At 73.8% G+C, this 18,864-nt stretch carries 16 protein-coding genes; 14 read left to right on the top strand and 2 right to left on the bottom strand.

Annotated elements, in window-relative coordinates:
• Nucleotides 1-45 precede the first annotated feature (45 nt).
• The 3 genes from ABZ576_RS10660 (at nucleotide 46) to pgm (ending at nucleotide 4,333) form a co-directional block, all read left to right on the top strand.
• Nucleotides 46-1,581, top strand: a complete 1,536-nt coding sequence (locus ABZ576_RS10660; protein WP_360739134.1) for an MFS transporter — start codon at nucleotides 46-48, stop codon at nucleotides 1,579-1,581.
• A 149-nt stretch (nucleotides 1,582-1,730) separates the two neighbouring features.
• Complete coding sequence (locus ABZ576_RS10665) at nucleotides 1,731-2,579, top strand: chitosanase (RefSeq protein WP_360738539.1); 849 nt, start codon at nucleotides 1,731-1,733, stop codon at nucleotides 2,577-2,579.
• Between the two features lie 113 nt (nucleotides 2,580-2,692).
• On the top strand, nucleotides 2,693-4,333 hold the full coding sequence (pgm, locus tag ABZ576_RS10670) for a phosphoglucomutase (alpha-D-glucose-1,6-bisphosphate-dependent) (RefSeq protein ID WP_360738542.1): 1,641 nt from the start codon (nucleotides 2,693-2,695) through the stop codon (nucleotides 4,331-4,333).
• 43 nt (nucleotides 4,334-4,376) lie between these two features.
• On the opposite strand, the gene ABZ576_RS10675 is transcribed toward pgm, so the two are convergent.
• Entirely contained in the window at nucleotides 4,377-5,294 is a 918-nt protein-coding gene (locus ABZ576_RS10675; protein WP_360738544.1) for an SGNH/GDSL hydrolase family protein, read from the bottom strand.
• A 165-nt stretch (nucleotides 5,295-5,459) separates the two neighbouring features.
• Nucleotides 5,460-5,717 carry a DUF5133 domain-containing protein gene (locus ABZ576_RS10680; protein ID WP_360738547.1) on the bottom strand — a complete coding sequence of 86 codons (258 nt, stop codon included), beginning with the start codon at nucleotides 5,715-5,717 and terminating at the stop codon, nucleotides 5,460-5,462.
• Between the two features lie 471 nt (nucleotides 5,718-6,188).
• On the opposite strand from ABZ576_RS10680, the gene ABZ576_RS10685 reads away from it, so the two are divergent.
• From ABZ576_RS10685 to ABZ576_RS10735, 11 genes are all read left to right on the top strand, one after another.
• Entirely contained in the window at nucleotides 6,189-6,713 is a 525-nt protein-coding gene (locus ABZ576_RS10685; protein WP_360738549.1) for a hypothetical protein, read from the top strand.
• 396 nt (nucleotides 6,714-7,109) lie between these two features.
• Nucleotides 7,110-9,242, top strand: a complete 2,133-nt coding sequence (locus ABZ576_RS10690) for a hypothetical protein (protein WP_360738551.1) — start codon at nucleotides 7,110-7,112, stop codon at nucleotides 9,240-9,242.
• 85 nt (nucleotides 9,243-9,327) lie between these two features.
• Nucleotides 9,328-10,839 (top strand): GT4 family glycosyltransferase PelF, encoded by a 1,512-nt coding sequence (pelF, locus tag ABZ576_RS10695; RefSeq protein ID WP_360738554.1) that lies wholly within the window; start codon nucleotides 9,328-9,330, stop codon nucleotides 10,837-10,839.
• Nucleotides 10,836-12,230 carry a hypothetical protein gene (locus tag ABZ576_RS10700; RefSeq protein ID WP_360738557.1) on the top strand — a complete coding sequence of 465 codons (1,395 nt, stop codon included), beginning with the start codon at nucleotides 10,836-10,838 and terminating at the stop codon, nucleotides 12,228-12,230. Before pelF ends, ABZ576_RS10700 begins: the two co-directional genes overlap by 4 nt.
• A 41-nt stretch (nucleotides 12,231-12,271) precedes the next feature.
• Nucleotides 12,272-13,273: a GDP-mannose 4,6-dehydratase gene (locus tag ABZ576_RS10705; RefSeq protein ID WP_360738560.1), complete on the top strand. Its 1,002-nt coding sequence runs from the start codon at nucleotides 12,272-12,274 to the stop codon at nucleotides 13,271-13,273.
• 40 nt (nucleotides 13,274-13,313) lie between these two features.
• Nucleotides 13,314-14,027, top strand: coding sequence for a sugar phosphate nucleotidyltransferase (locus tag ABZ576_RS10710; protein ID WP_360738562.1), 714 nt, complete (start codon nucleotides 13,314-13,316; stop codon nucleotides 14,025-14,027).
• 7 nt (nucleotides 14,028-14,034) lie between these two features.
• A complete protein-coding gene (locus ABZ576_RS10715; RefSeq protein WP_360738564.1) occupies nucleotides 14,035-14,934 on the top strand; it encodes an NAD(P)-dependent oxidoreductase in 900 nt (299 codons plus the stop codon).
• Complete coding sequence (locus ABZ576_RS10720; protein WP_360738566.1) at nucleotides 14,931-15,584, top strand: spherulation-specific family 4 protein; 654 nt, start codon at nucleotides 14,931-14,933, stop codon at nucleotides 15,582-15,584. The genes ABZ576_RS10715 and ABZ576_RS10720 overlap by 4 nt, the downstream gene beginning before the upstream one ends.
• Nucleotides 15,585-15,691: 107 nt before the next feature.
• A complete protein-coding gene (locus ABZ576_RS10725; protein ID WP_360738568.1) occupies nucleotides 15,692-16,345 on the top strand; it encodes a 1,4-alpha-glucan branching protein in 654 nt (217 codons plus the stop codon).
• 113 nt (nucleotides 16,346-16,458) lie between these two features.
• Nucleotides 16,459-17,946 (top strand): M1 family metallopeptidase, encoded by a 1,488-nt coding sequence (locus ABZ576_RS10730; protein ID WP_360738570.1) that lies wholly within the window; start codon nucleotides 16,459-16,461, stop codon nucleotides 17,944-17,946.
• Between the two features lie 156 nt (nucleotides 17,947-18,102).
• On the top strand, nucleotides 18,103-18,864 hold the full coding sequence (locus ABZ576_RS10735; RefSeq protein ID WP_360739136.1) for a lysozyme: 762 nt from the start codon (nucleotides 18,103-18,105) through the stop codon (nucleotides 18,862-18,864).

The raw sequence follows: 18,864 nt of genomic DNA on the forward strand, positions 1-18,864 counted from the left end.
GCGGATGATCAAAACGGCGAGGGAGAGGAGGCGCCCGTGAGCGGTGTGAGGTCCGGTGAGGAACGGCAGGGCCGGAGCGGGCCGCGGGCGGCGGGGGCGGTGGCGCGGCTGCCCCGGCAGGTCAGGGAGGAGCTGACCCGCAGGCTCCGCCGCAACCGGGGGGCCTTCCGCGCCGACGACGTCCAGGTCGTCGAACCGACGCTGCTCCGGCGGGCCGTCGGCGCCTCGGCGCTCGGCAACTGCATGGAGTGGTTCGACTTCGGTGTCTACAGCTATCTCGCCGCCACCATCGGCAAGGTCTTCTTCCCGGGCGCCTCCCCGGCCGCCCAGGTCATCTCCTCGTTCGCGACGTTCGCCGCCGCCTTCCTCGTGCGCCCCCTGGGCGGGCTGGTGTTCGGGCCGCTCGGCGACCGGATCGGCCGGCAGAAGGTGCTCGCCACGACCATGATCATGATGGCGGTGGGCACCTTCGCCATCGGCGTCATCCCCGGGTACGCGACCATCGGCATCGCCGCGCCCGTACTGCTCCTGCTGGCCCGCATGGTGCAGGGGTTCTCCACCGGCGGAGAGTACGGCGGTGCCACGACCTTCGTCGCCGAGTACTCACCGGACCGCAGGCGCGGCTTCCTCTCCAGCTGGCTCGACTTCGGCACCTTCGTCGGCTACGCCCTCGGTTCGGCTCTGGTCACCGTGCTGAACCTGGCCCTGACGGACGATCAGATGCTCTCCTGGGGCTGGCGCGTCCCGTTCCTGATCGCCGGACCGCTCGGCGTGATCGGCCTCTACATGCGGCTGAAACTGGAGGAGTCCCCGGCCTTCCAGAAGCAACTGGACGACCACGAGAAGTCCGTGGCGCAGGAATCGGCGGCCGGCGAGTTCAAGGACATCGTCCGCGGCCACTGGCGCGCCCTGCTCGTCTGCATGGGCCTGGTGCTGCTCTACAACGTCACCAACTACATGCTCACCGGGTACCTGCCGACCTATCAGACCGAGACCCTGGGCCGCTCCAGCGGCTCCGCGGACGTGCTGGTGCTCGTCGGCATGGTGTGGATCGTCGTACTGATCACCTTCCTCGGCCGGCTCAGCGACCACGTGGGCCGGCGGCCGCTGTACGCCGGTGCCGCGGCCGGCCTGGTCCTGCTCGCCGTACCCGCCTTCCTGCTGATCAAGGCGCGGGGCACCTGGCCGCCGGTCCTCGGTGTGCTGCTCCTGGCCACCCTGCTGGCGTGCTTCGCCGCGCCCAGTGCGGCGACCCTGCCCGCGCTGTTCCCGACCGCCGTCCGCTACGCCGCCATGGGGATCGGCTTCAACTTCGCCGTCGCCGCGTTCGGCGGCACCACCCCGCTGGTCACCGCGGCGCTGGTCGACCTCACCGGCGACGACCTCATGCCGGCCTACTACCTGATGCTGGCCGGCGCCATCGGGCTGCTCACCGTCCGGTTCCTGCCCGAGAGTGCCCAGGTCCCGCTGAAGGGGTCGCAGCCGATGGTCGGTTCGCGCGAGGAGAGGCGCGAACTCGTCACCGCGTCGGAGGAGCTGTACGCCCTCGCGCGCAAGGGCGAGACGGTACGGCGCGGCTGAACCGGGCCGGAGGCGCCGCGATACTTGTCCGATGGTACGAAGTTCACGCCTGCCGGGTTACCGGCCTCCGCAGCACCTGATAGGAAACTTTCCTGTCAGTCATGGTGCGGAACCGACTCCCCACCCGCCACCAGTCCTTGGAGCCCCCTGTGACGCAGGCAGACCGTGACACGGCAGCCCTCTCCCGCCGCTCCGGCCCCTCCCGCCGGAGAGCCGTCGCCGCACTCGGCGCCGTCGCCGCCGGCGCCCTCCTCGGAGCCTCCCGGGCGACCGCGGACCAGACCGCCGCGCCGGGCCTGGACGACCCCGCGAAGAAGGAGACGGCCATGAAGCTGGTGTCGAGCGCGGAGAACTCCTCGCTCGACTGGAAGGCGCAGTACCAGTACATCGAGGACATCGGCGACGGCCGCGGCTACACGGCGGGCATCATCGGCTTCTGCTCCGGCACCGGCGACATGCTCGACCTCGTCCGGCTCTACACCGACCGCAGACCCGGCAACGTCCTCGCCGGGTACCTGCCCGCCCTGCGCGAGGTCGACGGCACCGACTCGCACCGCGGACTGGACCCCGACTACCCCGCGGACTGGCGCAGGGCGGCCCGGGACACCGCCTTCCGAAGGGCCCAGGACGACGAACGCGACCGCGTCTACTTCAACCCCGCCGTCGCCCGGGGCAAGGCCGACGGACTGCGCGCCCTCGGCCAGTTCGTCTACTACGACGCCCTCGTCATGCACGGCGACGGCGACGACCCGACCGGCTTCCGCAACATCCGCAGGCGCGCCCTGCGCACCGCCGAGCCGCCGGCCCGGGGCGGCGACGAGACCGCGTACCTGAACGCCTTCCTGGACGCCCGGGTGTGGGCCATGAAGCAGGAGGAGGCGCACAGCGACACCAGCCGCGTCGACACCGCGCAGCGGGTCTTCCTGCGCGAGGGCAACCTCGACCTGAACACCCCGCTGGACTGGAAGGTGTACGGGGACAGCTACCACCTCGGCTGATCGCGGGCCGCGCGGTGCGCCCCGGCCGGAGGGGCGCACTCGCACGGCACCCCGCTGACGAGGAAAGATGGACAGTGAGCGAACGACCCCACCGATGCGGAGGAACCACACTCATGCCGCACGAACGAGCCGGCCGGCCGGCCGGTCCCGAGGACCTCGTCGACGTGGCCCGGCTGGTCACGGCGTACTACACGCTGCATCCCGACCCGGCCGACCCGGGACAGCGGGTGGCGTTCGGCACCTCGGGGCACCGCGGTTCGTCCCTGGCGAGCGCCTTCAACGAGGACCACATCGCCGCCACCAGCCAGGCCATCTGCGAGTACCGCGCCGCCCAGGGCACCGACGGGCCCCTCTTCCTCGGTGCCGACACGCACGCCCTGTCGGAGCCCGCGCGGGCCACCGCGCTGGAGGTGTTCGCCGCCAACGGTGTGACCGTGCTCATCGACAGCGCCGACGGCTACACGCCCACGCCCGCCGTCTCGCACGCGATCCTCGCCCACAACCGGGGCCGCACCGCCGGCCTCGCCGACGGCGTCGTCGTCACCCCGTCGCACAACCCGCCCGCCGACGGCGGCTTCAAGTACAACCCGCCGAGCGGCGGCCCCGCCGCCTCCGACGCCACCTCCTGGATCCAGGACCGCGCCAACCAGATCATCACGGGCGGCCTGAAGGACGTCCGCCGGCTGCCGTACGAGCGCGCGCTCGCGGTGGACACCACCCAGCGGTACGACTTCCTCGGCACCTACGTAGGCGACCTGCCGAGCGTGCTGGACCTGGACGCCATCCGCGCGGCCGGCGTGCGCATCGGGGCCGACCCGCTGGGCGGCGCCTCCGTCGCCTACTGGGGGCGGATCGCCGAACAGCACGGCATCGACCTGACGGTGGTCAACCCGCACACCGACCCCGCCTGGCGGTTCATGACCCTGGACTGGGACGGCCAGATCCGCATGGACTGCTCCTCGCCGTACGCGATGGCCTCCCTCATCGAGCAGCGCGACCGCTTCCGCATCGCCACCGGCAACGACGCCGACGCCGACCGGCACGGCATCGTCACGCCGGACGCGGGCCTGATGAACCCCAACCACTACCTCGCCGTCGCCATCTCCTACCTGTACCGGCACCGCGACCAGTGGCCGGCCACGGCCGGCGTCGGCAAGACCCTCGTCTCCTCCTCCATGATCGACCGGGTCGCCGCCGACCTCGGTCGCCCGCTGGTCGAAGTGCCCGTCGGATTCAAGTGGTTCGTGGACGGACTCGTCGACGGCTCCCTCGGGTTCGGCGGCGAGGAGTCGGCCGGCGCGTCGTTCCTGCGCCGGGACGGCTCGGTGTGGACCACCGACAAGGACGGCATCATCCTCGCCCTGCTCGCCTCCGAGATCACGGCCGTCACCGCCAAGACCCCGTCGGAGCACTACGCGGAACTGGCCGCCCGTTTCGGCGCGCCCGCCTACGCCCGCGTCGACGCGCCCGCGACCCGCGAACAGAAGGCGCTGCTCGGCAGGTTGTCGCCGGCGCAGGTCACCGCGGACACGCTGGCCGGGGAGCCGGTCACCGGTGTCCTCACCGAGGCGCCCGGCAACGGCGCCGCCATCGGCGGCATCAAGGTGACCACCGAGAACGCCTGGTTCGCCGCCCGGCCCTCGGGCACCGAGGACGTGTACAAGGTGTACGCCGAGTCCTTCCTCGGCGCCGACCACCTCGCCCGGGTGCAGGAGGAGGCCCGGGCCGTGGTGCTGGCGGCGCTCGGCGGCTGACCGGACGCCGGGGCGGCCCCGTCACGGGGCCGCCCCGCGCGGCTCAGTCCCGCCCCCGCCCGTGGTCCAGCCGGGCCAGCACGGCCTGCGCCATCGCCTCTTCGCCTGTGGCGTTGGGATGGGCCGGGGCCGCGGGCGAGGCGGGCTGGAGCGGCTCGATCCAGCGGTCCGCGGGCGCCTTGCACATGTCGTGGCCGACCGTGGGGCCGTAGGTGTCGACGTACTCGGCCCGGTTCGCCCCGGCGACCAGCCGCAGCATGAGGTTGAGCCGCTTCTCGGTGTCCCGGAGGTAGGGGAAGTCCCCGCGCGCGAAGGGAACCTGGGGGAAGCATCCGCTGCCGTCGTCGGGCAGCAGGTCCGGGTAGCCGACGACGACCACCCGGGCGTGCGGCGCCCGGGCGCGCACCTCGCGCAGCACCCGGTCGACCTTCGGCGCGGCCCGCGCGACGGCCAGTGCCAGCCGGTCGTACCCCGACGACCGGTGGAAGCGCTCACAGGGGTTGCCCGCCGGGTCCTGGGCGGCGAGGCGGGCGCAGGTGCCGATGATCGGGCCGAAGCCGACGTCGTTGCCGCCGATCTGGAGCGTGACCAGGTCCGTGTGCCGGTCCAGCGCGTCGAGCTGGGGCGGGTTGGAGCCCTGCGCCCGCCACATCTCGGCGGTCGTGGCGCCGCCGCAGCTGACGTCCGTGAAGGACGCCACCTGCCGCCGGGCGGCGACGAGGGAGGGGTAGTTGTGGTCCGAGCGGGCGCACTCGGCGTCCACCTGGCGCGGGATGCCGGGGCCCGAGGTGTAGGAGTCGCCGAGCGCCACGTACGCGGTCCCGCGGCCGGGGTGTGCGGGGTGCGCCGCGGCCGGTACCGTGCCGGCGGCGAGGAGCGCGCAGCCGCTCAGTGCCGCCCCGAGCACGGCGGTCCGCCGCCGGCCTCCCGCCCCGCCCGCCGCCCGCCTGCCGTTCGCCATGGATCCTCCCCCTGAGACCGCTGCACCGCGCGAGTGCGGTACCGGTGAGCGGCCCTCGCGCGTTCGACTGGGTCTGTATACCGTCCGGTAGGTGTCGCCGGCCAGAAGCGGGATGCAACGAGTTCAGGGGGAGGGCCCGGCAACGGCCCCCGCGGTCCGGGCCGTTCAGGCCCCGGCCGGCTGCTCCGCCGGAACGGCCGCCTGGAGCAGGGAGTCGTCCTCCGGACGGGCCCCGGAGAGGCGGTGCCGGGCGGCGATCAGAGCCATGTCGACGTCCCGGGTCCCGGTCGCCACGCACAGCGTGTAGGAGATGTCCGCGAGCCGCTGCCGTGCCTGCGGGGTGCTCTCCTCGGCCCCCAGCAGGGTGAGGGCCTCGTACTGTGCGATGAGGTCCTCCAGTACCACGGGGTGTGCCATGAGCATGCGCTCCGCCTCCTTGATCGTCGCCGGTGTACGAAGTCGCAGCGCGGATACCCGCCGAACCGCCGTGCATGCCCACCGGGCGCCGGGGAGGCGGCCGGCCCGGTCCACCGCCGGGCCGCCGCGCACGCCGGTGCGGCCCCGGTGCGGGGCGTGGGTCACACCCGGCCGCCGAACGCCCGGCCGGAAGAAGCCCTTTGGCCGAGAACGAGCCTCCGCCACAAACGGTGCCCACGATTCCGTCGGCGGGAGGACGTCTCGTACGCGCCAATACCGTCCGCCGCCCCACCGGTCCTACGGGCCCCGCCGCCCCCTGCTGTCAACCGCTTCCCGCGTGCGCGTATACGGCCGGTGACGCGCCGTCACGACATCCCCGCAAGTTCTTCACACGGCGAACACTTTCGGCCGATCCGGGTCCGCGCCCGGTGCGGTGGGGCAGACGCCGCGCCGGACCCGTGCCTAGCCTCCCGGGCCATGCGATCACCTCTGCTGAGACGCCTCGGTCTCACCGCCGCCCTCGCCTTCGTCCTCGCCGTCTTCGGCCTCGCGCCGAACGCCAGCGCCGACCCCGCGCCGGCCGGTCTGACCTTCGCCACCGACACCGCCACCACCACCCCCGGCGGCCAGGTGCAGCTTTCGATGACCATCACCAACAACAAGACCTACGACATCTGGTTCGTGTACCAGACCATCGACCCGACCTGGCTGACCACCCAGCGTCCGGACCTGAAGTACAGCTTCACCGGGTGCAGCCTGGCCACCGCGAGCGGCAGCACCCCCTGTTCCGGCACCGGCCCGAACAACCTCGGCGGAAACTACGGCGCCACCATCCCGCCCGGCCAGAGCCGTACCGTCACGCTGACCCTCCAGGTCGCCGCCGACTCCGGCTGCAACGGCAACATCGGCTTCTACTCGTACTTCTACGCCGAGTTCAGCGACAGCACCAACATCAGCGGCGGGCCCGTCTACACCCCCGAGACGCGGGTGCTCTGCGCCTGACGGACTCCCCGGTTCCGCGGCCCGGGCGACGTGAATCGGCCTCCGGCCGCAGCCCCGCGCCGAACGGATCCCGACACCTCGCCCGGCGGACCACCGCGGTCCGCCGGTGCGTCGTGCAAGGGCCGGACCAGCCAGCCGGAGCCGGCGCGTCACCGCGGACCCCACGCGGCGACGACGCGGAAAAGGTCGATCAGGTTGCCTCGGGACCGGTCGGACACCTGCACTTTTCCGTCAGGTTTCGTAAGTCGACCACAAAAGCTACACACAGCCATCACCATGTGACGCGACGGATGCGTCGACGGCCGGCTTCTGAGGGGGACGCCGGCGTCACGCAAGGGGGTGCGTCCGCTCCACGGGAGCCGTGCTCACCCCTGCCCGGGGAGGGGACTTCACCGCATGAAGCGGACCATCCGCACCACCGCGCTGACGGTGGGCGCGCTCATAGCCGCGCTCGCCCTGGAGGCCGGCCCGGCCCAGGCCGACGCCACCGCGCCGCGCATCGACCTCAGAGTCCTGGTGGTGAGCGACGGTGGTCCGGCCACCGACGCCATCGCCGCCGAACTCGACACCGCCGGAACTCCGTACACCACGGTCGACCTCACACGCTCCGACCGGCCCACCATCGACGCCGCCTTCCTCGCCGACACCGTCGACGGCCGGCCGCGCGCCAGGTTCCAGGCCGTCGTCCTGCCCAACGACAACCCGTTCGCGGCCGGCAGCGCGGAGATGAGCGCGCTCGCCGCCTACGAGAAGACGTACGCGATCCCGCAGGTCGACGCCTACACCTACGCCCGCCCCCAGGCGGGCCTGCAGGTCCCCGCCTACGGCGGCTACTCGGGCAGCGTCGACGGCGTCGGGGCCCAGGTCACCGCCGCGGGACGGGCCGGCCCCTTCGGATACCTGAACGGCGCGGTGCCGTTCGAGGACAACTCGCCCACCGTGGGCGAGAGTTATGCCTACCTCGCCACCCCGGCCCCCGGCGCCGACTTCACCCCCTACGTCCAGGCCCCCATACCGGGCACCACCAAGCAGGGCTCGCTCGTCGGCGAGTACCGGCACGACGGGCGGCGCGAACTGGTCGTCACCTTCGTCTACAACCAGTACCAGCAGCAGTTCCGGCTGCTGGCCCGCGGCATCGTGGAGTGGATGACCGGCGGAGTGCACCTCGGTGCCTCCCGCAACTACTTCGCCGTCCACGTGGACGACGTGTTCGCCGCCGACGACCGCTGGGACACCCAGCTCAACTGCACCCCCGGTGACGTCGACTGCACGAACGGCGCGGGCACGCCCAGCCCGATCCGGATGACCGCGGCGGACGTCGACCACGCCACCGCCTGGCAGAGCAGCCACCGCTTCACCCTCGACCTGGTCTACAACGGCGCCGGCAGCGTCGACCAGCGCGAGGACAACAACGGTGCGGACCACCTCGCCGACAAGCTGATCGCCGACCGGAACCGGTTCCGCTGGGTCAACCACACCTACACGCACGCCTTCCTCGGCTGCGAGCAGAACGTCACCGCCGTACCGTGGACCTGCGCCACCGGCAGCGACGGCGGCACCAAATGGGTCAGCCGCAGCACCATCGACTACGAGATCGCCACCAACCGCGCCTGGGGCCGGGCCGCCGGGCTCCCGCTGGACGACGACGAACTGGTCACCGGTGAGCACTCCGGACTGAAGCTCCTGCCGCAGCAGCCCACGGACAACCCCAACCTCGCGCTCGCCCTCGCCGACAACGGCGTCACCTGGCTCGCCTCCGACAACTCCCGCGATCCCCGGCAGCGCACGGTCGGTCCCGCCACCACGGTCGCCCGCTACCCGATGAACGTCTTCTACAACGCGGGCAAGGCGGCCGAGCAGGTCGACGAGTACAACTGGCTCTACACCAGCCGCGCCCAGGGCGGCAGCGGCATCTGCGAGGACAACCCCGCGACCACCACCTGTCTGCCGGCCCCGCTGGACACCGCGAGCGGCTACGGCGACTACATCGTGCCGCTGGAGACCCGGATCGCCCTCGGGCACGTGCTGTCCAACGATCCCAAGCCGCACTTCATCCACCAGTCCAACCTCGCCGAGGACCGCATCGCCTACCCTGTCCTGGACGGCGTCCTGGACGGCTACGGCGCCCTCTTCGCGGACGACACCCCCGTGGTGAACCTGCGGATGAAGGACATCGGCGTCGAACTCCGGCGCCGTGCCGCCTGGCAGAGCGCCGTCGAGGCCGGCCAGGTCACCGCCTACCGCATCGGTGACACCGTCACCGTGCAGGGCCCGGACGGCACCGCCGTCCCCGCGACCCTGCCCGCCGGCACCACCACCGCCGGCACCGCCTTCGGCACGGCCTACGCGGGCGCGCGGTCCGGCTGGACCGCCTCCTCGGGCAACGCGCTCACCTTCACCCTCCCGTCCGCGGCCGCCGCCGCGCCCGCCGCGGGCACCGAGCGCACCGCGGCCGCCACCGCCCCGGCCCCGCGCACCACGACGCCGGCGGGTGTGACCCGGCAGGTTCCGTACACCCCGGACAGCTGACCGCGCACCGACCACGGGTCCCGGCCGTCCAGCGGCGGCCGGGACCCGCGCGACCACCCCACACCTCGGCCGTGGAGCCCCATCGATGCACGTTCAGCACGGCGCGCGCCGGACCGGCGCGGCGCACGTCACCCTGCTCACCGAAGGCACCTACCCGCACAGCCATGGCGGCGTCAGCGTCTGGTGCGACCAACTCGTCCAGGGCATGCCCGACTTCGACTTCGACGTCATCGCCGTCACCGGCACCGGACGCGAACCCGTCGTATGGGACCTGCCCGCCCACGTCCGCGGCGTGCTCTCCGTACCCATGTGGGGAGCACCGCCCGAGGGCCGCCCGCCCCGGGGCCGGGCCCTGAACCGGCTCGCCGCCGGCTACGAGCGGTTCCTCACCGCGCTGCTCGACCCGCACGCCGAGGAGCACTTCCCGCCCGCGCTGTACACGATGGCCCGGGCCGCCGCCGACGGCACGCTGAGCCCGTTCCTGCGCGGCGACCGGGCCGTCGCCATCCTCGCCGGGGTGTGGAACCGCCCCGGGCTGGCCGTCCGGGAGGCCCGGCCCACCCTGCACGACGCGGTCACCGCGACCGCGCTGCTGGAACACGCCCTGCGCCCGCTCGCCACGCCCCCGCCCCGGCACGGCGTGGCCCACGCGGTCAGCGGCGGGGTCGCCGTACTGCCCGGCCTCGCCGGACTGGAGCGCTACGAGGTACCGCTGCTCCTCACCGAGCACGGCGTGTATCTGAGGGAACGTTACCTCGGCTACCGCACCGCCCCCTACCGCTGGCCGGTGAAGGCCGTCGTCCTCGGCTTCTTCCGGCTGCTGGCCGAGGAGAGCTACCGGCGGGCCGCACTGATCACCCCCGGCAACCGCTACAACCGGCTGTGGGAGGAGCAGGGCGGCGCCGACCCCGGGGCCATCCGCACCGTCTACAACGGCGTGGACCCGGCCGCCTTCCCGCCCGCCGGACCCGAACCGGGCGTCCCCACCCTGAGCTGGGCCGGCCGCGTCGACCCCATCAAGGACCTGGAGACCCTCATCCGCGCCTTCGCCCTGGTCCGCGAGGAGATACCCGAGGCCCGGCTGCGGCTCTTCGGCGGCACCCCCCGCGGCGGAGAGGCGTACCGGGAGCGCTGCGCGGCCCTCGCCGCCGAACTCGGGCACGCCGGCGCCGTCACCTTCGAGGGCCGGGTCGACGACATCAAGGACGCCTACGCGGCCGGGAACGTCGTCATGCTCTCCAGCATCAGCGAGGGCTTCCCGTTCACCCTCATCGAGGCCATGTCCTGCGGCCGGGCGACCGTCTCCACCGACGTCGGCGGCGTACGGGAGGCCGTCGGCGACACCGGCCTCGTCGTCCCGCCGCGCGACCCGGCCCGCATGGCGGCGGCCGCGCTGGAACTGCTCGCCGACGCCGAGCGGCGCCGGGCGATGGGGGAGGCGGCCCGGCTGCGCGTGATCGAGCAGTTCACGCTCCGCCAGACCATCGACACCTTCCGCTCGATCTACCTCGAACTGCCCACGCACACCCGGCCGTCCACCGCACCGGCCGCGTCCGGGCAGGGCCTGCGGATCGCCGCGGGGAGCCTGGCCGGATGAGCGGACCCATGGCGCTCGAACCGGGGGGCACCGAACAGGACACCCTCGCCCTGCGGCTGGCCGGTACGCCCGCCCGCCGCGACGACCGCACCCTGACCCTGCGGCTGCCGGGCGGCGGCCCCGACCCGGAGGCGGTGAGCCGGCTGGCCGCCGACCTCGCCGACCGCATCGGACCCGCCGTCCACCCCTACGAGGTGGCCGCCCTGCTGGAGGCCGAGGGGCTCACGGCCGAACAGATCACCGAACGGTACGGACACCCGGACCTCTTCTCCCTCGCCACCGCGCTCTACGCGCAGGTGCCCCGCACCTTCCCCGAGCCCGCCCCGGCGGCCGACCCCTGGCGCCCCGACACCGTCCGCTCCCTGCTGCGCGGGGTGCTGTTCGCCCTGCCCGGCCTCGCCTACCTGCTCACCGCACCCCTGTGGCACCCGGGCCGGCACGCCGCCGCGCTGATCGTCGCCGGCCTCGCCTCCTGGGCGTGGGGCCAGGGGCTCGGCCACCGCGCGCACCTGCGGATGGCGACCGGCCGCCGGGAGGCCGCCCGCACCCTGCTGACCGGTGCGCCGCTGGGCGCGCTCCTCGCCACCGCCGTCGCCGCCCCGCTCGCCCCCCAAGGCCCGGTGCTGCCCGCGGTCGCGGCCCAGTCGCTGTACCTGGCGGCGGCCGGGGTGCTGCTGGTCATGGCCCGCGAGTGGCTGCTGTTCGCCGGGCTCACCCCGCTGATCGCGGGCGCCGCGGCGCTGCCCTGGTGGGAACCGGGCGCCGTGCTGCGGACCGGACTGCCGCTGCTGGCACTGCTGGCCACCCTCGCCGGCGCCGGCCACGCCCTGCGCGGGGCCCTCGCCGCCCCGGCGGCAGCCGGCGCCACCCGGCCCCGGCTGCTGTGGTCCCTGCCGTACGGCCTGTTCGGGCTGGCCGCGGGCGTGCTGGTGCTGCTGGAGGGGCGGCGCGAGCCGTACGCGGTGATCGCGCTGACGGTCAGCATGGGCCCGGCCGAGTGGCTGCTGTACCGCTACCGGGGGCTGTCCGTCGCCGCCCTGCGCGCCACCGCCACCCCCGCCGCCTTCCTGCTGCGCTCCGCCGCCGTCCTCGGCGGCTGTCTGCTCGCCTACCTCCTGCCGCTGCTCCCCGCCGCCCACCTGACCGGCGCGGACCCGGTCCCGCTGCTGCTCCTCGCGGCCACCCTGTGGACCGCGCTGCTCCTCCAGGCGTTCTCGGTCGCCTGGCCGCCGGCCGTGATCTGCCTGGCCGCCGCCGCGGTCGCCGGCGCCGTCCCGCTGCTCCGGCTGCCACCGGGCCCCGCCGCCCTGCCGCTGTGCTGCGGCGCCGCCGCGACGGCCCTGGCGGTGTACGCGCTGCGCCTGCTCGGCCGGCCCGCCCGGCACGCCTGATGCCGTCCCCGCTCGACCAACCCACCGGAAGGACACTCACGTTGACCTCCGCACCGCTCGCCGCCGTCACCGGGGCCGAGGGCTTCATCGGCTCCCACCTCACCGAGGCCCTGGTCGCCTCCGGGCACCGGGTCAGAGCCATGGCCCAGTACAACTCCTTCTCCTCCTACGGCTGGCTGGAGACGCTCGCCCCGGACGTCCTGGACCAGGTGGAGATCGTCCTCGGCGACGTCCGCGACCCCGGCTCGGTCCGCGCCCTGCTCGACGGCGCGGACGTCGCCTACCACCTCGCCGCCCTGATCGCGATCCCGTACTCCTACCAGGCGCCCCACAGTTACGTGGAGACCAACGTCACCGGCACCCTCAACGTGCTGGAGGCGGTGCGGGCCCTGGGCACGCCCCGGCTGGTGCACACCTCCACCAGCGAGACCTACGGCACCGCGCGGACCGTGCCCATCACCGAGGACCACCCCATCAACACCCAGTCCCCGTACGCGGCTTCCAAGGCCGGCGGGGACCGGCTCGCCGACAGCTACCACGCCAGCTTCGGCACCCCGGTCGTCACCCTGCGGCCGTTCAACACCTTCGGCCCGCGCCAGTCGATGCGCGCGGTCATCCCGACCGTCATCGGCCAGGTCGCCGCGGGGGAGCGCACCATCACCCTCGGCGACCTGCGCCCCACCCGGGACTTCACGTTCGTCAAGGACACCGCGCAGGCGTTCCTCGCCGTCGGCACCGCGCCCGCCGAGAAGGTCGTCGGGCGCACCTTCAACGCCGGCACCGGCGGCGAGATCTCCGTCGGCGACCTGGTCGCCCTGATCGGCAAGGTCATGGACACCGCCCTGGACGTCCGCGCGGACCCCGCGCGCATCCGGCCGGCCGCCTCGGAGGTGATGCGCCTGGTCGCCGACGCCACCCGGCTCGCCGGGGCCACCGGCTGGCAGCCCGCCCACACCCTGGAACAGGGCCTGGCCGCCACGGTGGACTTCTTCCGTGACCCGGCCAACCTGGCCCGCTACAAGACCGGCATCTACAACATCTGACCCGTCCGGCACGGCCCCCACCCAACGAAGGAGGAGCCCCATGCACGCAGTGATCCTGGCGGGAGGCAAGGGCGTCCGGCTGCGGCCGTACACCACCGCGCTGCCCAAGCCGCTCGTCCCGATCGGCGACCAGCACGCAATCCTGGAGATCGTGCTGCGCCAGCTGTCGGCCGCGGGCTTCACCCGCTGCACCATCGCGATCGGCCACCTCGGCGAGATCATCCGCGCCTACGTCGGCGACGGTTCCCAGTGGGGCATGAGCGTCGACTACGCCACGGAGGAGAGCCCGCTCGGCACGATGGGCCCGCTGCTCAACCTGCGGGACCGGCTGCCCGAGACGTTCCTCGTGATGAACGGCGACATCCTCACCGACCTCGACTACGCCGACGTGCTGCGCCACCACCGCTCCTCGGGCGCGCCGCTCACCATCGCCACCTACGCCCGCAAGGTGCACATCGACTTCGGTGTCCTGACCACCGACGCGAGCAAGGTCGTCGCGTTCACCGAGAAGCCCAGCATGGACTACCGCGTCTCCATGGGCGTGTACGGGCTCAGCCGGGCGACGCTGGAGGGCTACACGCCGGGCCTGCCGCTCGGCTTCGACGAACTCGTCCTCGACCTGCTGAAGGCACAGAACCCCCCGCACGCCTACGACTTCGACGGATACTGGCTGGACATCGGCCGCCCCGACGACTACGACCGGGCCAACGCCGAGTTCACCACCCGCAAGTCCCTGCTGCTCAAGGGAGCCTGAGAAAAGCATGCGCATTCTCGTCCTCGGCGGCACCGGGTACCTGGGCCGTCATGTGGCCGAGCGGCTGCGCGACCTGCCGGGCGCGCAGGTCCTCGCCGCCGGCCGCTCCGCCCGCGCCGAGTACCGCCTCGACCTCGCGGCCGACCGGCCGGAGAGCATCGCCAAGACGCTGGCGGCGGCGGCCCCCGACGCCGTGGTCAACTGCGCGGGCGCCACCGGCGGCGACGCGGTGACGCTGGCCGAGGTCAACGCCCGCGGCCCCGCCGCCCTGTGCGCGGCGCTGCGCGAGACGGCCCCGACGGCCCGCCTGGTGCACCTCGGCTCGGCCGCCGAGTACGGGCCGGGCACCCCGGGGGTGCCGGTCACCGAGTCGGCACCGGCCTGCCCGGTCACACCGTACGGAGCGACCAAACTGGCGGGCACGGTCGCGGTGACCTCCGCCGCGCTGGAGGCGGTGGTGCTGCGGGTCGGCAATCCGGTCGGCCCCGGCGCGCCCGCGGCGAGCCTGCCCGGCCGGCTGGCCGCGCTGCTCCGCTCGGCCGGCCGGGACGCGGAGGCGGTAGTGCGCCTCGGGGACCTCTCCGCCCACCGGGACTTCGTCGACGTACGCGATGTGGCCCGCGCGGTGGAGTCGGCCGTCACCGCCGCCGCCCCGCTGCCGCCGGTCCTCAACGTCGGCGGCGGAACGGCCGTTCCGGTGCGGGAGCTGGCGCACGGGCTGGCCCGTCGGGCGGGATTCCGGGGAACGCTGGCGGAGAGTCCGGGCGGTTCGGCGCGCTCGGCGCAGGTGTCCTGGCAGTGCTCGGACATCGACGCCGCGGCACGGGCGCTGGGCTGGCGGCCGGTGCACACCCTGGACGACGCCCTCGGCGCGCTGTGGGCGGCCACGGCGGAGCCGGTGCCGTGAGCCTGCTGGTCCCGCTCTACGTGCACCCGGCGGAGGACCCCGGCGCCTGGCACCGGCTCATCGGGGCGGCGGCCCGAACCTACGCGGTCGTCCTCAACCCGGCGAGCGGGCCCGGCACGGCACCCGACCCCGCCTTCGCGGCCGCCGCCCGCGCCCTGCGCGCGGCCGGCGCCCGCCTGCTCGGTTACGTCGACACCGACTACGGCGTCCGCGACCGGGCCCGGATCACCGAGGAGGTGCGCCGGCACCAGGACTGGTACGCGGCCGACGGCTGCTTCCTGGACCGGGTCACCGCGACCGCCGAGGGGCTGTCCGGCTGCCGCCGGCTGGTCCGGGAGCTGCGGCGGGCCGGCGCCGGGACCGTCGTCCTGAACCCGGGCGTCCACCCGGCCCCCGGCTACGCGCGCCTCGCCGACCTGACGGTCACCTTCGAGGGGCACTGGACCACGTACGTCTCGGCGTTCACCCGTCCGCCCTGGGCCGTCCGGCACCCGGCCGACCGGTTCTGCCACCTGGTCTACGGCGTTCCGGAAGCCCTCGTCCCGCTCGCCGTGCGCACCGCGCACGAGCGGGGTGCGGCGGTGTGCGGGCCGGTGACGGGCGAACCGCCCAACCCCTGGGCGGCGTTGAGCCCCGCGCTCACGGTCTGAGTCCTCTCCCGTAGCGGCCGTCGGCACTCCCCGGCCAGCAGGTCCGACGCGCAGTCATATGAAAAGCTGCCAGGAAGGCAAGAGCACAACGGGAGAGGCCCACCGGTATGGCGATCATCCACCGCACCACCATCAAGCCGACCAAGGTCGAACTGCTCACCCAGTGGCTGCCCACGCGGCCGTGGTACCGCGGCGGCGCGGCCCCGGTGCTGGAGCGGTCCGGCGGTTTCCGGCTGGACGACCCGGAGGGCGAGGTGGGCATCGAGTTCCTGGTGGTCACCGACACCGGCGGCCCGGAGCGGACGGCCTACCTCGTGCCGCTCACCTACCGGGGAGCGCCGCTGGAGGGTGCCGAGCACGCTCTCGTCGGCACCATGGAGCACGGCGTGCTCGGCAAGCGCTGGGCGTACGACGGCTGCCACGACCCCGTGCTGGTCGCCGAGTTGCTGTCGCTGATCGCGGGCAGGGCGCAGGCGATGGCCCAGAGCATCTCCGACACCCCCGACCACGAGGTCACCCGCTCGTACACCGGTGCCCCCTTCGACCCGGACGGCTTCCGCCCGGCGCCGTCCGACGACGGGGACGGCACCCGCCTGCCCGCGCCCCACGGCACCACCCTGCACGTGCACCGGGTGCTGCGGCCGGTCGCGGAGGAGGCGCCGCCGGCCCCGGCGGACGCGGTCGGTCATGTCGCCAGTGGCTGGCCCGGCCCGGACGACACGCGTCTGCGAGCCGTGTTCATGTCGCTCCACGCCGGCTGACGCCCGGCACACCGATCGCGCGGACCCCGTCCACGCCCGCCCCCGGCGCACCCCGGCGGGGGCGGGCGGGCATCGAGCCGGCCGGACCACGGCCGGGCGCAAAGGAGCAGCGTGTGAGACCGACCCCCCACAAGGCCCTGCACGCCGGTGCCGTCACCGTCGCCGTGCTGGCCGCCCTCTTCCTCCCCTGCACCCCCGCCGCCGCCCGGACCGCCCCGGGGCCCGTGGCCGCCGCCTGCGCCCCGGCCCAGGTGGTGGGCGACGGCGGCTGCCTCCGGACCGGTACCGTCCGGGACGGCATCGCCGCCGACACCTCCGGCGGCAGCGCCCCGGCGTCCGCGGCGGCCGCCCGCACCCCGGCCGCGCCCGCGTACACCGTGAACCTCACGAGCGACACCAGCGGCACCGTCTGGACCGGGCACGAGAGCGTGACCTTCACCAACGCCTCCGCCACCCCGCTCGGCGAGGTCTACCTGCGGCTGTGGGACAACCACCACGGCGGCTGCGACGCGATGCCGATCAGGGTCGGCAACGTCACCGGCGGCACGGCCGGCGCCCTCTCCGTCGGCTGCACCGCACTGAAGATCGATCTGCCGGCCCCGCTCGCCCGGGGCCGGAGCGCCACCATCGGCTTCGACCTCGGCATCACGGTGCCCAGCGGCGCCGACCGCTTCGGCCACGACGGAGCGTTCAGCTTCCTCGGCAACGCCCTGCCGGTCCTCGCCGTCCGCGACGGCGCGGGCTGGCACCTGGACCCGTACACCGACAACGGCGAGTCCTTCTACTCCCTGGCCGCCGACTTCACGGTCGGCCTCGACCACCCGAGCACCCTGCTCGTCCCGGCCACCGGCACCTCCACCGACACGCCCGGCCGCAGCGGCCGTACGGTCACCACGGCCACTGCCACCAAGGTCCGCGACTTCGCCTGGGCCGCCGGACCCTTCACCAGGATCTCCGGCACCTCGGCGGCCGGTGTCCCGGTGAACGTGTACTCCGTCTCGGGGGTCAGCTCCTCCAGCGCCCGGTCGATGCTCGGCACCGCGAGGGCCGCGGTCGACGCCCACGCCTCCCGGTTCGGCGCCTACCCGTACGGCGAACTGGACGCGGTCATCGACAACGACTACTGGTTCGGCGGCATGGAGTACCCCGGGTTCGTCCTCGCCGTGGTCAGCACCACCGCGCTCACCCACGAGATCGCCCACCAGTGGTGGTACGGCATCGTCGGCGACGACGAGTACACCGCCCCCTGGCTGGACGAGTCGTTCACCGACTACGCCACCGACCTCGCCCTCGGCAAGACCGGCGGCGCCTGCTGGAGCGGCGTCTCCTGGGCCTCCGGCGCCGAGCGGATCACCAACTCCATGGCGTACTGGGACGCGCACCCCTCCCGGTACTCCACCGTCGTCTACGGCTACGGCAAGTGCGCCCTGCACGACCTGCGGCGCGTCCTCGGTGACACCGCCATGGCCAGGCTGCTGAAGGAGTACGCGACCGCGCACTGGTACGGCGTGTCCACCACGGCCGAGTTCAAGGCAGCGGCCCAGGCCGCCACGAGCACGGACCTCACCTCCTTCTGGAACCTGCACCGCATCGAGGGCTGACGGACACCCGCATGGGCGAGACACCGGCCGCGGACTGCTTCGTTGGGCGGTACCCGGGGTGCGGGACGACCCGGCCCCGGGTCAGATGGATCCGTGCGTCTATCCGACTTCCGCGGCCGGTCCCGCCTGTGCCTCAGTGGCGCCCTCGCCGGCCTCCTGCTGCTTCTGTCCAGCCCCCGGGCCGTCTCCGACCCGACCGGGGGCGTACCCCCGCGCGGCAGCGCCTACATGGGCGTCGGCGTGCTGTCCCATGACGGCACCACCGGCGCGCTGCCCCCGGCCGACCGTGCCTCCCAGATCGAAGGCGTGGACGTCTCCAGCCACCAGGGCTCCGTCGACTGGCCGGCCCTCTGGGACAGCGGCGTCCAGTGGGCCTACACGAAGGCCACCGAGGGGACGTACTACACCAACCCCTCCTTCACCCAGCAGTACGACGGCTCGTACGCCGTCGGCATGGTCCGCGGCGCCTACCACTTCGCCACCCCGGACACGGCCGGCGGCGCCGCCCAGGCCGACTACTTCGTGGACCACGGCGGCGGCTGGTCGAAGGACGGCAAGACCCTGCCCGGCGCCCTCGACATCGAGTGGAACCCGTACGGCGACGCCTGCTACGGCAAGTCCCCGAGCGGCATGGTCAGCTGGATCCGCGACTTCCTGGACCGCTACAAGTCCCGCACCGGCCGGGACGCGGTCATCTACACGGCCACCAGCTGGTGGGCCGACTGCACCGGCAACCACGCCGGCTTCGGCGCCACCAACCCGCTGTGGATCGCCCGTTACGCCGCGACGGTCGGGCCCCTCCCGGCGGGCTGGCCGGCGTACACGATGTGGCAGTACACCTCAACCGGCCCGACGGTCGGTGACCACGACCGCTTCGACGGTTCCCAGACCCGGCTGAAGGAACTGGCCACCGGCTGA

This window comes from Streptomyces sp. NPDC013455 (genome assembly GCF_040632975.1).
Taxonomy (GTDB): Bacteria; Actinomycetota; Actinomycetes; order Streptomycetales; family Streptomycetaceae; genus Streptomyces.

Bases quoted from the DNA above. Each gene is read 5' to 3' on its own strand.
- ABZ576_RS10690 (WP_360738551.1), top strand. From the start codon at position 7,110: ATGAAGCGGACCATCCGCACCACCGCGCTGACGGTGGGCGCGCTCATA.
- ABZ576_RS10685 (WP_360738549.1), top strand. From the start codon at position 6,189: ATGCGATCACCTCTGCTGAGACGCCTCGGTCTCACCGCCGCCCTCGCC.
- ABZ576_RS10715 (WP_360738564.1), top strand. From the start codon at position 14,035: ATGCGCATTCTCGTCCTCGGCGGCACCGGGTACCTGGGCCGTCATGTG.
- ABZ576_RS10675 (WP_360738544.1), bottom strand. From the start codon at position 5,294: ATGGCGAACGGCAGGCGGGCGGCGGGCGGGGCGGGAGGCCGGCGGCGG.
- ABZ576_RS10700 (WP_360738557.1), top strand. From the start codon at position 10,836: ATGAGCGGACCCATGGCGCTCGAACCGGGGGGCACCGAACAGGACACC.
- pgm (WP_360738542.1), top strand. From the start codon at position 2,693: ATGCCGCACGAACGAGCCGGCCGGCCGGCCGGTCCCGAGGACCTCGTC.
- ABZ576_RS10725 (WP_360738568.1), top strand. From the start codon at position 15,692: ATGGCGATCATCCACCGCACCACCATCAAGCCGACCAAGGTCGAACTG.
- ABZ576_RS10680 (WP_360738547.1), bottom strand. From the start codon at position 5,717: ATGCTCATGGCACACCCCGTGGTACTGGAGGACCTCATCGCACAGTAC.
- ABZ576_RS10710 (WP_360738562.1), top strand. From the start codon at position 13,314: ATGCACGCAGTGATCCTGGCGGGAGGCAAGGGCGTCCGGCTGCGGCCG.
- pelF (WP_360738554.1), top strand. From the start codon at position 9,328: ATGCACGTTCAGCACGGCGCGCGCCGGACCGGCGCGGCGCACGTCACC.